This window comes from Bacillus sp. ZY-1-1 (genome assembly GCF_003047165.1).
GTDB classification, from domain to species: Bacteria; Bacillota; Bacilli; order Bacillales; family Bacillaceae; genus Bacillus; species Bacillus velezensis.
In genome coordinates this window covers 1,823,911-1,836,331 of the sequence record NZ_CP027061.1, presented here as the reverse complement: position 1 = coordinate 1,836,331, position 12,421 = coordinate 1,823,911, and the positions used below count along the sequence as shown (strand labels likewise).

The window sequence follows — 12,421 nt, the reverse complement described above, 5'->3', positions numbered from 1 at the left end:
AAGAAAGCCCGCTTTCTATTTTTCAAGCGGGCTTCTTCTCATTACACTTTCTTTACTTCATTAAAATATTCTTCAAGCGTTAATTGATGGTCATGGATGGCTTTTGCCGCTTTTTTGCCTACATAGCGTAAATGCCATGGTTCATACTCATACTTTGTAACATTTTCTTTGCCTTTAGGATAGCGGATGATAAAGCCGTATTCATACGCATGGTCTTTCACCCATTTGCCGTCCGCCGTGTTTCCGAACGCCTCATTCAGCTCATATCCGTTGCTTTTGCTTGAAATGTCCATGGCAAGCCCCGTCTGGTGTTCGCTTTGCCCCGGATATGCGACGGCTTCTTTCGCCTTTTTTTCACCTTTCAGACTGACTTCATTATCGAAAATAACTTTCTGTCTGTCATAAGAACGGTATCCTGAAACGGCAACCAGGTCATAACCTTCTTTTTTCCCGGCGCTGAATAGTTCCGCCAAAGCATCGGCGGCAGGTTTGCGGATATATCGTTTCTCGATTTTCTCAGTAAAAGAAAATTCGACTTTCGGGATTACGAGATCATTCGGTTTATAATCTCCCGGCAGCGTATATGTCTTATTTACGAGCGCAAGTGTATTTGTCGGGTTTTGAATGGTCTCAAGCCCGTTCACTTCTTTAATATCATTAAAATATTTGCTCTCCAATACAAAATCACTGTTTTCTGTCTTCGTTGTTTTTTTGCTTGATGTGTCATCTGATTGTTTTGTTTCAGCTGCTGTTTTTGTGTCCTTATGGCTGTCGCCGCCTGAAATGCTGCAGCCGGTGCCCACGATTGCGGTTACGCTGAGAGCGGCAGCGAGCGAGAACCATTTAGTGGATTTCTTCATTTTACCCTTACCTTTCTTTTTTTGAATCAGGGCGATGCATAAAGAAGAGGGCTGCTTTAATCAGCAAACCCTCATCTCAAGTTTACGATACAGTATGCAGCGCCAGTTTAATCATATCATGAAAAGTCGTTTGACGCTCTTCTGCCGTTGTTTCTTCTCCCGTTAATACGTGGTCGCTTACAGTCAGGATAGACAGCGCTTTTTTGCCGTATTTAGCGGCAAGCGTATATAAAGCAGTCGTTTCCATCTCTACACCGAGGACGCCGTATCTGGCAAGCTTTTCGATTTGGGAGTCTTCATTGTAAAACTGATCGGCGGTGAATACGCTTCCGACCGCTACGGGAAGATTGTTTTTTTGCGCATCCTGGTACGCTTTATGAAGCAGTTCGAAGTCTGCGCAAGGAGCATAATCTACACTGCCGAAGGCGACACGGTTCATCTGTGAATCCGTTGAAGACGTCATAGCCAAAATCACGTCACGCACCTTCACGTCATTACGGATGGCTCCGCATGAGCCGACTCTGATTAAGTTTTGAACATCATAGCTTTGAATCAGTTCATTCACATAAATAGAGATAGACGGAACACCCATGCCGGTGCCTTGAACTGATACTTTTTTGCCGTTATATGTACCCGTAAATCCGTACATTCCTCTGACTTCATTATAGCATTCCACATTTTCAAGATACGTTTCCGCAATAAATTTCGCTCGGAGCGGATCTCCCGGCAAAAGCACTGTATCCGCAATTTGGCCTTTTTCTGCGTTTATATGTACACTCATTTCCTTTTCCTCCTGCCTATTCAAACTCCCACCCATTGTACACTGAATAACGGTAAGAGACAATCATCAGCATTGATCAGGGCAATCTTGGGCAGAATATGCAGGATGACAAGCCTAAAGAAAAAGGAGTGAACATAATGGGCAAAAAACAGCGCAACCGGGTGACCGGCCAGAAAAAGAACAATCACGTGCCCGTTTCAGACGTCATTGCAGCTGATGAAGCACATGGAAAAGAGCATTCCGCCGCTAAACGGAAGCCTTAACACTGTCTTTCCCAGACAATACGGAAGCCGGCTGAATCTTCAGCCGGCTCCGTCTTACCTCGGCTGGACGAGCAGCCGGTTAATTTTACTCCATCCCGCAGGGTTAAGCCTGTAATAGGTCTTTCCTTTTCTTCCTTCGTCTATGAGTATGACGTCTCCGGTCGCTATGAATCTGGCTTGATAGTCGTTTGGGACCGTATCAGGCACATTAAAAACAGAAAATGCCCTTTCCAGTGCGTCTTGATGATTGTCAGCGGCCAGCTCTGTCCGATAGACGACCCTGTATCCCTTTTTCTCGCCGTAGCGGGGTGTTTGAAAAATCGTCACATCATAGGCACAAGTCTTTTTTTTAAACACGGGCAGCGATAACAGCATCAAGATCCCTCCCTCTTATTTCTTAATAGTATTAGCGTTTTTTCTCATTTTTCCTGTCTCTATTTTTGTCGAAACGGATGATACTTTTCGTCAAAGAGCGCAAAAAGCGAAACGAGGCAAAGTCCGAGACTGAATCCGGCAAGGACATCCGTCGGAAAATGCGCGCCCAAATAAATTCTGCTGAATCCGATCAGAATGACGAGAACTCCGGTAAAGACGGTGAGGGCCCTCTTTCTTTTCGTGAAAAACGGAACATGCTTGATCAAAAAGTAAGCGATGACGGGATACATCACTGCCGAATTCATGGAGTGGCCGCTCGGAAAACTGTATGAGGTTTCATGGACGAGCGGTTCAAAAGCGGGTCTGGCTCTTTCAATCAATTCTTTTATTTTTATGTTTACAATCCGTTCAATGAGAAAGAGAAGCGGCAAAAAAACAACATCCGGCGTTTTTTTGTACATATACAGAGCTGCGCCTGTCAAAAGAAGAAGCGGCAAAAGCACCGCGGTCGTGCCGAGCTCCGTTATCCATAACATCAATTCATTCAGCCAGACAGACCTGATCCTGACAGCCGCTTCTATCACACGCTCATCAAAAGCCCGGACGGCTTCTATCCGGATCGCTGCTGCGAGCAGAATAAACAATGCGAAAAGACTTGCTGGCTTGTACAACGTTTTCCCCCCATGTTTCATTCTCCCGAGCTGATTGAAAAAACCGAAGCTTTTTCACTTCGGTTCCGCAGTTTCAGTCTTCATCAAGCTCTTCGTCTATCATACATTTTTCTAATAAATAATCAAAGGTGATGTCGGCTATTTCGAAGATTTCCTCTTCACTCGGTATGTACCCGCGCATAGCAAGCTGACTGTAAAAATAATCAGCTATTTCTTCTGTGTCAATCACAAGATCTATTTCTTTCATGCAAACACCGCCTCCTTTTTTATGTTTTATGAAAAAACCGTTCAAATTATACCCGAAAGTTCTAAACGTTTTGTCCGCTCATATACTTTTAAAAAAACAAGCCCCGGAGGGAGAAAAGATAATGACGAAAATGATGGCTTTATTGGACGGAGATGGATTTGATATCGTATTGGAAAAAGTGCTGAAAGGAATGTCGTTTGTCATCTTTGCCGGCTGTCTGCCCTGGTTTTTATATGTCACCGTCCGTTTTTTTGCCGGCTAGCTGAAATGCTCCCGCAGGCTTTCCAGCACAAAATTCATCATATCTTTATATTCTTCGTCACCGAACAAATGATAAAGAATCTTATAATCGTTATAAATATCAAGCAGCTCATCTACAATCGATACCGCCAGCACATGCAGGGCATCGGGATCATCAGCATCGCCTTCAAACTGAAGAAGAGCAGACGCGACGGTATCCTCGCCGATCTCATGAGATGCTTCCCCAACATAGTGGACAAACAGCAGCTGATGCACAAACTGATCCATTTCATATTTTCTCAGAACCAGCGTGAGATCCTCTTCCTCCGTTTCAAGCCACTCTCCGTCTTTCAGCCGAGTCAGCTCATAAATAATATCCTCCCAGCCATCCTCTAAATATCTCCATATTTCAGTTCTGTGACCGATAACTCGGAATAATTCCTTTCCGTAGTCCTTTACATATACGACGTCGCCGATCAGAAATTCATATTCAATATCTAATTTTTCCATATCGACGATCACGCCCTCATAATCTTTATAAAGCTGGATGGACGATTCAAAATAAAGCACTTCATTATGATTGACTTCATAAAGATAATGTTTATCAATTTGATGAACCTTCGTAATGGTGCCGACGGTTCCGTACATCACGACGACCACGATGTCTCCCACTTGAAATTTCGGTTTATCTGGCTTCATGCTGTCTCCCCCTTGCCGCGGACTGTCATACGCTATCGTATGCCGGCCGCCATAATTTCGCATGGGCATGAAAACCACAGGAAATATCTATTTCTGCACCTGTTCAAAATGTCAAAAACCCCAACATGCTTGTGCGTTTTTTCACTTACCGTAACAGAAGCGTCTGATGGCATTGCGCTTTCGATCGAATGAGCAGTAACAATGACGAGACAAAAAGCGCCTGTTTTTGAATGAGTTTTTGTTTATTTCTCCGTGACGCAAAGGTAAATACCCGGCCCGAAGGCATGTTGACAATATCACCGCCGTGATGTTCAAGATTTGCCGTGAAACACATCATCGAAGGTGTATGGAGATCCAATTCCGGCTGCATATTCGTAATGGCTTGTTTATCATGAAGAACCAAACTCGTTTCGGCTTTCAATGAAGCCACAACTTCAATCCGCTTCAACCTTGTCACAAAAAATTCCCTTTCCGTCCAAACGTCAGTGCCTCACCATAGATCATTTGATTCCTCTCACTTCATTTAAATGTTTGACTATTTCTCCGTGAAAAGAGGCTCCTTACACGGGACCCCGCCGGCAGCAGGTCTGATCCGGTGAACTCTGCAGCTATACATTCTGCTGCCTTATGATCCGTGCCGTCAGGAAGATTTGTTTACGCCTGATCAAAACGAAAGGCATTGCGGGATTTGATCATACGGCACCTCATAAGCGATTGATTTCAACAGAAAAAAACCGCACAATGTGCGGTTTTTCGTCAGGCGTGATGCACCTCGGTCTCATATTTTTCCCAAGCTTCATCAAATGTCGCCATCGTTTCTAAATAGTCGGCGCTCAGTTCTAAATAAGAACTGAGCTCGTGATAATCGCTTGACGTTTTCGGAAAGCCGTGATCTTCGTATGCCTGATTCGCAAACCGGCTGATTGCGTCCTGCGGTTTGGGATGCCTGTATTTCATCAAATAGTGATAAAAGGATTTCATGGGTTTCCCCTCCTGATGACTGTCTTTTGTTGTACTATTATACAATTCAAGTGTGAAATTACAACAAAAGAAGACTAGGAGAAGTCAAAATAATTCCGTTTCAAGATCCGTTCTGTCCCCATCAGCTCTTGATATGTGAGTGTTTCCGGTAATTTTTTTGCATCGACTAAAAAAAGCTGATTTTCGATTTCCGCTATGACCGCTTCCTCCTGATACGTCATGCCGCAGGAGGAGCAGGCGAATGCGGGTGTTTCTGTAATTTCTATGGCTCTCGTACCGTCAGGAAGCTCCCAGTACACAGCCGCCTGACAAGCTGACGCCTTCTGATTGCCGCACCACTCGCATGGCTTCACGGCGATTCACCTCCGACTTCCGATCCTGCTTTTTGCTCTTTCTTTTGCTGTGCAATAAATTTCTTTTCTTTTAATTCATCTCTCTTTTCCCTGCGGTCTTTCAGCGTTTCATGATCAGGGTTTGATGTAAACGTTTTCCTTCTGGCGATCCTCGATACATTTTCCGGTGTGAACGAAACCTCTTTGTCCGCGAAAATGGCGCTCAGTCCGACAGGCTCGCGTTTGGCCATTGTTCCCGGAAAAACAGATTCAAAATAGTCGTCAGCTTGATTCGGGATATAGTTTTCCGGCTCGGGATAAGATGTAATCACCCCTTCGAAGTTTCTGATCACAACTTTCTCCGGACTTTGGGAGAGCAAGTAGTTCGGCTGCAGGGCGATTTTACCGCCTCCGCCCGGGGCGTCGACGACAAAGGTCGGCACGGCAAAGCCTGTTGTGTGGCCTCTCAGTCCTTCAATGATTTCCAATCCTTTTGACACAGGCGCTCTGAAATGGCCGATTCCCTCTGACAAATCACATTGATAAATATAGTACGGACGCACGCGGATTTTCACTAAATCATGCATGAGTTTTTTCATAATCGGCACCGAATCGTTAATGCCTGCTAAAATAACAGCCTGGTTACCGACCGGAACACCTGCGTTAACGAGCTTTTCACACGCCGCAACCGATTCTTCCGTCAGTTCGATGCTCGTATTAAAATGAGTGTTCAGCCAGACCGGATGATACTTTTTCAAAATCTGACAAAGGTTATCCGTTATCCGCTGCGGAAATACGACGGGCGCTCTCGTTCCGATCCTGATAATTTCAAGGTGGGGAATATCACGCAGGTTTTTCAAAATATATTCCAGAATCTGATCGTTAATTAAAAGCCCGTCTCCGCCGGAAATCAGGCAGTCACGGATTTCCGGCGTTTCCCGGATGTAAGCGATTGCCGCATCGAGCTGTTTTTTCGGCACCCCCATTCCGATCTGTCCGGAAAAACGCCTTCTGGTGCAGTATCGGCAATACATCGAGCATTGATTTGTCACCAGAAAAAGAACGCGGTCGGGATAGCGGTGCGTAAGACCGGGAACCGGTGAATCTTCATCTTCAAACAGCGGATCTTCAAGGTCATATTTCGTTTTGTGCATTTCTTCTGACAGCGGCACGGACTGCATGCGGATCGGACATCTCGGGTTATCGGGATCCATTAAAGAAGCATAATAAGGCGTAATGTTCAGGGGAATGGTTTTTACAGACATCCTGACGCCTTCTTCTTCCTCTTCGGTCAAATGAATGACTTTTTTCAGGTCATCGACGGTTCTTACAGTATGGGTGAGCTGCCACAGCCAATCATTCCACTTTTCTTCCGGCACATCTTTCCACAATTCAATCTCCTTCCAGTGACGCTTCGGCTGAAACCATTTGTTTGTCAAACGAATTCCTCCTTATGAATGGCCAAACGTAAAGTTTTGCACCATATATTCATATTTTCGAGCCCTTCTGAAATGCGGCAGTTGTTCACAAGCCTGCCTCTGTAGCCGTATCCCGCATGATACAAAACGGCGTTCATCCCGTAAGACGCTGCACGGGCCAAGGAAAAAAGATGAATGATTCCCCGGCCAGCGAGTTCCTGCTCCAACGCTTTAAACAAGTGTGCCGTTACGGAGTTCCCCCTGTAATCTGACAGAACCGCGCAATCGGTCATTTCAGCGTGCCCCAAAACCGGATTGATATCTGCGCTTGCCGCCCCAATGAGACGATCCTGATCGAATGCGGCATAATAGATGGTGTTTTCTTTCATTGTTTTTTTAATATAAAGGGGATTAAAAACAGGAGTCGGATAGGTAAGAAAAACATGTTTATATAAGTGCGTTAAACGGTCCGCATCATCTTCGTCCGCTTTTCTGAACATCAGCGTGCTTTCTGTCTGAGTCAGTCCCCGCCGCGGTGTCTCATATAAACGGTCAACAGCCGAATCTTCTGATACATATGAATCTGACCGTCTCCGTTCCTCTGATAAATAGCGCACCATCACAACAGCCTCATGCCCGTTGTAATACCCGTCTATGGCACCCTCAACAATAAAAAGATGCTTGACAAATTCCGGCTCATCGCCGCGCTTGGCAAAGAAAATCACCTTTTGGGCTCCTTCTTGCTTTGCTTCTGCCAAAACGGCCGGTATAAGCGCCGTGATCTGTCCGTCATAACGAATGACTCTAAGCCGCTCATTGAAACGGTCTGCATCAATCTCGGCCGCTCCGCTTTCAGCCCTCAGTTCCTTTATCAGCTCCGTCACCCCCATCTGCCACCCCGCACCATTCCATGATAAAAAGAGAAATGATTTTGACGGCATCGATTAACGCCCGGACTTCAATGTATTCATTCGCCTGATGCGCCGCCTTGACTTCTCCCGGACCGAAGACGATGACCGGCGTCTGTCCCGCGTGCTGCAAAAGCCCTCCGTCCGTTCCCCACGGGGACGCTTCACGAACCGGTTTTGCCCCTTTCATTTTCTCAAAAGAAGATTCCAGAGCGGAAATCAGCGGATGCTCATCCGGGAGATCATTCGGAAGCCACTGAGCCCCAAACCATTCTATTTCCGCGGAGTGGTGTTTAAACCATTCATCCCGGTACTCCAAATCTTTCAGCCAGCTTGCCAGCTCTTCTTTTACTGCTTCGGGCGTTTCATCCGGCGCTATTCCGCACCTGCCTTCTATCACCACACGGTCAGCTACCGATGATGGCCACGTTCCCCCTTGGACGGTGCCGATATTAATGGGAACCGGAATCGGAACGTCCCGATAAAGCGGGTCTTTGATACGGGCGTTACGGACGTGTTCAAGCTCTTTAAGGGCTGTGATGACATGCAGGCTTTTTTCAATGGCGCTCACCCCTTCATAGCGGGTGCCGCCGTGTGCGGACAACCCTCTTACCGTAATGCGGAACCACATGGACCCTTGCTGCTTAACAAACAGCTTTAAATTAGTCGGTTCGGGAATAAGCGCCCCGTCAGCCTTGTAGCCCTTCATAACAGCCGCCAGTGTTCCCGCGCCGCCGCACTCTTCATCTATGACACTTTGAAACAGAACATCTCCTTTTAACGTAATCCCGCAGGCTTCAAGCGCTTCTAACGCAAACAAGAGGGCTGTATTGCCGCCTTTCATATCCGTTGAACCGCGTCCGTAAACTTTGCCGTCCTTTTCAACAGCGGTAAACGGTTCATACGTCCATGCGGCGGGATTTCCTTCCGGGACAACATCAATATGTCCGTTCAGTATCAGTGATCTTCCGCCCCCGGCCCCTTTCTTTACGGCTGTGATATTCGGGCTTTCATGGAAGTCTTCGCGTTCCGATACAAAATAAGGATGCTCTTTCAATTGTTTGACACTCGGCTCCCAGACATCAATATCCATGTCAAACTGTCTCAGTTTTTCTAAAACGACTGCCTGTGCGTTAAATTCATGGCCGAACGTGCTTTTTTCCCCGATCAGCCGTTTCAGCAGGCTTACCGCTTTTGCTGTGTTTTCTTCCGCCCACTCAGTGACTTTCTTTTCTAATTGATCCATGGACAGACCCCCTTTTAAGAAAACATTCTCCCAATCTGATTTCGGCATCCGTTGTTTGAATGACATCGTCTATGGTCGTGCCATTCAGCAGTTCCTCAAGAACAAAAGCTCCCTCATCTATGCTGATGACGGCTTTCTCTGTAATGATGAGATCTGCACAGCCTGCTGCTGTAAGCGGCAATGAACAGCTTTCGACCAGCTTCGGCCGGCCTTTCTGATCGGTGTGGCTCATGACGACAACCACTTTTTTCGCGCCTTGGGCAAGCTCCATCGCCCCGCCCATTCCGGGCACCTTTTTCCCCGGCACGAGCCAATTGGCGAGATCACCTGTCCTGCTGACTTGGAGCGCGCCTAAAATGGTAATATCTATCAGCCCTTTTCTGATCATGGCAAAAGACAGAGCTGAATCAAAATAGGAAGCACCCTTAACTGTACTGACAGGAAATCCGGCCGCATTGCATAAAAGCTCATCCTCCTCTCCGCGCTCCGGACTACCGCCGATCCCGAGGACGCCGTTTTCCGCCTGCAGCATTACCTCCATGCCGGCCGGCAGAAAGTTCGGCACTAAAGAAGGAATGCCGATCCCCAGGTTGACAATCATACCTGAGGTAATTTCACTGGCGGCCCGCCTCGCGATACTCTCTCTTTCCGCTATTCCCAAGCCCATCTCCACTTCACTCCTTCACTTTGCACGACACCCTCCACGAAAACGCCCGGCGTTACAATATGCTCGCTGTCAAGTTCGCCGGCAGGCACAATTTCTGCCGCCTCAGCAAATGTTCTTTCGGCCGCAGCAGCCATCAGAGGGTTCATGTTGCGCGCCGTTTTGTCAAACGTCAGATTTCCGAATTCATCAGCAATATGTGCCGACACAAAAGCGAAATCAGCTGTCAGCGCTTTTTCAACTAAATAGGACTTTCCGTCAATCGTTACGGTTTCTTTGTTTTCACAAACGGTTGCGTTATCAATGCCGATATCAGTTAAAATACCGCCTAGCCCCGCTCCGCCTGCGCGAATCCGTTCAGCAAGCGTCCCTTGCGGCGAAAATTCCACCTCAAGCGCTCCGTCAGTCATTTTTCTGCCCGCGACAGGATTTGAGCCGATATGGGAAGTGATCAGCCTTTTTACCCGCTTATGAACGATAAGCGGACCGATACCGATTTCCGGAAATCCGGCATCATTGCAGATAACGGTCAATTCTTTAACGCCGCTTTCCAAAATCGCTTCGATTAATGACGGAGGGGAACCCACTCCCCCAAAACCGCCGAACATGATGACAGATTCGTCCTTGACATCGGCAATTGCTTCATGAATATCGATTTTTTTATGAAAAATAGACATATCAGCTCAATCCTTCTTCATCATTTTTTCAGCTTCTTCTGCGGACTGGGAAAATAGATCTGACAGCTCATCCAGCTCCGCATATGAAATCGTGAACGGCGGGGCGATGATGACGGCGTCTCCTTCTCCGCTGTCAATACCGGGCTTTGCTGGGTAAATAAGCAGGCCCCGATTTTTTGCCGCTTTAATGATTTTTTCGGTGAAGGCCTGTTTTTTCGAAAAAACGTCCTTCGTCGTTTTATCCTTAACGAATTCAACCCCGATCAGGAGGCCTTTACCGCGGACATCCCCGATCACCCCGCTGCGGTCTTTGATTTCTTCTAATTTCCGCTTCAGCATTACGCCTTTTTCCTCTGACTGCCGAAGCAGCTCGTGTTTCTTGACATAGCGAAGCACTTCAAGCGCCGCCCTTGCACAGTATGGGTTGGCACTGTACGTATGTCCGCTCATAATGACCCCGGAGCCCCGCTTGATCGTTTCAATGATGTCATCAGACGCAACAGCTGCCGCAATCGGAGCGTAACCGGCGCCCAACCCTTTTCCGAGCACCGCGATATCAGGGGCAATCCCCCAATGCTCAGAAGCAAGCATCCGCCCTGTTCTCCCGAGCCCCGTCATGACTTCATCCGCAATAAACAAAATACCGTGCCTGCGGCAGACAACCTCAAGCGCTTCATAATAACCTGCCGGCGGAGTGATGGCCGCCCCGGCTGCTCCGACAATCGGCTCTGCGACAAATCCCGCGATAAATGAGGAACCGATCCGCTGAACAGCCGTTTCCAGTTCAGCCGCCGCAGCTTTCACAAATTCCTCTCCCTGCAGCTCTGAACGATACATATTAGGCGCTGAAACGGCCGGAAACCGTTCAAGCAGTTGGGTGAAGCGGTATCTCCGTTCATAGAACCCTGATAATGAAAGCGCTCCCAAAGTAATACCGTGGTAACTTCCCCATCTTGATAGAAAGACGGATTTTTGGTATTGCCCTTTTTCCTGCCAATATTGAACGGCCATTTTCATCGCTGTTTCGACTGCCTCTGAGCCGCTGTTTACAAAAAATGACCAATTCAGTCCGCCCGGCAGATGATCGGCCAGAAATAAAGCCAGTTCTTCTGCCGGAGTACTGGTGAATTGCGAGCGATACACAAACGAAACGGAGTCAAGCTGCTCTTTTAAAGCTTGTATAATCTCCTCCGTGCCGTGGCCGATATTGCAAGTGACCGCCCCCGATGCTCCGTCCAGATACTTGTTCCCCTCCTGATCATACACATATGATCCCTTACCATGACTGACTGACGGATAATTTGCGTCAAGCTCCGGTTTGATTAAATAGCTCCCCATATCTTTCCACCTCGAAAACCCATTTGCTTCATTGTATGAACAGATGAATAACCGCATTCTTATCCTTCAGAAAGTTTTTTGCAGAAAATACCTTTCTGTAAAACAGGCTGCCGGAGATGTCCCGACAGCCTGAAGAGCGTTCTGGAAATTCTATTCCTATTGTTGATTTTATTCTTTCTTCGGTTCTGCTATTTATCTGCTCATCCCATCATTTTTGATCTGAATCTGTATAAGCAGCAGGCGGAAAATTCCCGTCTTCTTTACTGTATGGGAATCAATATTTCACACAAATGATGATTCACCTTTTGTAAAGTATACCTTTCGATAATAGGCTGTTCTCTGATTGATAAATTATTTTTTTCGATCTCAGAAAAAACAGTGTTCCAAAATCCGCTGACTGCCTCTTTTGTATGATCAAGCAAGAAAACAGCGTACTTCCCTCCGGAAAATGTACCGATCCGGGCTGGTTCAGGCACATGGTCTTGATTGATAACAAGACAAACATCATAGCGGCATTTCTCTTTAGGAGTACGATTCGGATGATCTTGCGGAATTCCTAAAATGACAGAATGATCAAGCAGGCCATTCAATTGCGCCCAGTTTTTAAATGACTCCATCAGTTCTTTGTTTTGCTTTCCGCCATACTCTCCGACGTTTCGGAAATAAGCAATTCTGGATTCTGGTAATTCTTCAATCGTTCTGTTCACATTTCCCCCCCTTC

The 12,421-nt window shown here is 46.9% G+C and carries 18 protein-coding genes; 2 read left to right on the top strand and 16 right to left on the bottom strand.

All coding sequences use genetic code 11. From position 1 onward, the window contains the following. Window positions 1–41: 41 nt before the first annotated feature. Both C5I45_RS09580 and deoD read right to left on the bottom strand, forming a co-directional pair. The gene (locus C5I45_RS09580) at window positions 42–860 is read right to left on the bottom strand and encodes a M15 family metallopeptidase (RefSeq protein ID WP_003153703.1); all 819 of its coding nucleotides are present in this window, start codon (window positions 858–860) and stop codon (window positions 42–44) included. A gap of 82 nt (window positions 861–942) precedes the next feature. Then, window positions 943–1,641, bottom strand: coding sequence for a purine-nucleoside phosphorylase (deoD, locus tag C5I45_RS09575; RefSeq protein ID WP_107994344.1), 699 nt, complete (start codon window positions 1,639–1,641; stop codon window positions 943–945). 137 nt (window positions 1,642–1,778) lie between these two features. On the opposite strand from deoD, the gene C5I45_RS09570 reads away from it, so the two are divergent. Continuing rightward, complete coding sequence (locus tag C5I45_RS09570) at window positions 1,779–1,904, top strand: hypothetical protein (RefSeq protein ID WP_003153701.1); 126 nt, start codon at window positions 1,779–1,781, stop codon at window positions 1,902–1,904. 54 nt (window positions 1,905–1,958) lie between these two features. On the opposite strand, the gene C5I45_RS09565 is transcribed toward C5I45_RS09570, so the two are convergent. The 3 genes from C5I45_RS09565 to C5I45_RS09555 form a co-directional block, all read right to left on the bottom strand. Continuing rightward, on the bottom strand, window positions 1,959–2,279 hold the full coding sequence (locus tag C5I45_RS09565; protein WP_003153700.1) for a YodL domain-containing protein: 321 nt from the start codon (window positions 2,277–2,279) through the stop codon (window positions 1,959–1,961). Between the two features lie 59 nt (window positions 2,280–2,338). Continuing rightward, window positions 2,339–2,950 (bottom strand): phosphatase PAP2 family protein, encoded by a 612-nt coding sequence (locus tag C5I45_RS09560; protein WP_014305218.1) that lies wholly within the window; start codon window positions 2,948–2,950, stop codon window positions 2,339–2,341. 73 nt (window positions 2,951–3,023) lie between these two features. Further along, the gene (locus C5I45_RS09555) at window positions 3,024–3,197 is read right to left on the bottom strand and encodes a YozD family protein (protein WP_003153696.1); all 174 of its coding nucleotides are present in this window, start codon (window positions 3,195–3,197) and stop codon (window positions 3,024–3,026) included. A gap of 118 nt (window positions 3,198–3,315) precedes the next feature. Here C5I45_RS09555 and C5I45_RS09550 point away from each other — a divergent pair, with 118 nt between their 5' ends. Beyond that, on the top strand, window positions 3,316–3,459 hold the full coding sequence (locus C5I45_RS09550; RefSeq protein WP_012117771.1) for a hypothetical protein: 144 nt from the start codon (window positions 3,316–3,318) through the stop codon (window positions 3,457–3,459). On the opposite strand, the gene C5I45_RS09545 is transcribed toward C5I45_RS09550, so the two are convergent. The 11 genes from C5I45_RS09545 to C5I45_RS09495 form a co-directional block, all read right to left on the bottom strand. Beyond that, a complete protein-coding gene (locus C5I45_RS09545; RefSeq protein ID WP_003153690.1) occupies window positions 3,456–4,136 on the bottom strand; it encodes a hypothetical protein in 681 nt (226 codons plus the stop codon). The two genes, C5I45_RS09550 and C5I45_RS09545, sit on opposite strands and share 4 nt — an antisense overlap. A gap of 145 nt (window positions 4,137–4,281) precedes the next feature. Then, the gene (locus tag C5I45_RS09540) at window positions 4,282–4,593 is read right to left on the bottom strand and encodes a VOC family protein (protein WP_226565926.1); all 312 of its coding nucleotides are present in this window, start codon (window positions 4,591–4,593) and stop codon (window positions 4,282–4,284) included. A gap of 299 nt (window positions 4,594–4,892) precedes the next feature. Further along, window positions 4,893–5,117, bottom strand: coding sequence for a YozE family protein (locus C5I45_RS09535; protein WP_003153684.1), 225 nt, complete (start codon window positions 5,115–5,117; stop codon window positions 4,893–4,895). Between the two features lie 74 nt (window positions 5,118–5,191). Next, window positions 5,192–5,470, bottom strand: a complete 279-nt coding sequence (locus C5I45_RS09530) for a YokU family protein (RefSeq protein WP_014305221.1) — start codon at window positions 5,468–5,470, stop codon at window positions 5,192–5,194. Next, window positions 5,467–6,888, bottom strand: a complete 1,422-nt coding sequence (gene ablA, locus C5I45_RS09525; protein WP_025852459.1) for a lysine 2,3-aminomutase — start codon at window positions 6,886–6,888, stop codon at window positions 5,467–5,469. Before ablA ends, C5I45_RS09530 begins: the two co-directional genes overlap by 4 nt. Beyond that, a complete protein-coding gene (gene ablB / locus C5I45_RS09520) occupies window positions 6,885–7,757 on the bottom strand; it encodes a putative beta-lysine N-acetyltransferase (RefSeq protein ID WP_032861523.1) in 873 nt (290 codons plus the stop codon). The genes ablA and ablB overlap by 4 nt, the downstream gene beginning before the upstream one ends. Next, window positions 7,720–9,021 carry a peptidase gene (locus C5I45_RS09515; RefSeq protein WP_406842589.1) on the bottom strand — a complete coding sequence of 434 codons (1,302 nt, stop codon included), beginning with the start codon at window positions 9,019–9,021 and terminating at the stop codon, window positions 7,720–7,722. Before C5I45_RS09515 ends, ablB begins: the two co-directional genes overlap by 38 nt. Beyond that, complete coding sequence (locus C5I45_RS09510; RefSeq protein ID WP_025852465.1) at window positions 8,993–9,688, bottom strand: 3-oxoacid CoA-transferase subunit B; 696 nt, start codon at window positions 9,686–9,688, stop codon at window positions 8,993–8,995. The genes C5I45_RS09515 and C5I45_RS09510 overlap by 29 nt, the downstream gene beginning before the upstream one ends. Beyond that, window positions 9,673–10,362, bottom strand: a complete 690-nt coding sequence (locus tag C5I45_RS09505; RefSeq protein ID WP_095315643.1) for a CoA transferase subunit A — start codon at window positions 10,360–10,362, stop codon at window positions 9,673–9,675. Before C5I45_RS09505 ends, C5I45_RS09510 begins: the two co-directional genes overlap by 16 nt. A gap of 6 nt (window positions 10,363–10,368) precedes the next feature. Then, complete coding sequence (locus tag C5I45_RS09500) at window positions 10,369–11,700, bottom strand: aspartate aminotransferase family protein (protein WP_025852469.1); 1,332 nt, start codon at window positions 11,698–11,700, stop codon at window positions 10,369–10,371. 260 nt (window positions 11,701–11,960) lie between these two features. Beyond that, complete coding sequence (locus C5I45_RS09495) at window positions 11,961–12,407, bottom strand: AraC family transcriptional regulator (RefSeq protein ID WP_025852472.1); 447 nt, start codon at window positions 12,405–12,407, stop codon at window positions 11,961–11,963. Window positions 12,408–12,421 lie beyond the last annotated feature (14 nt).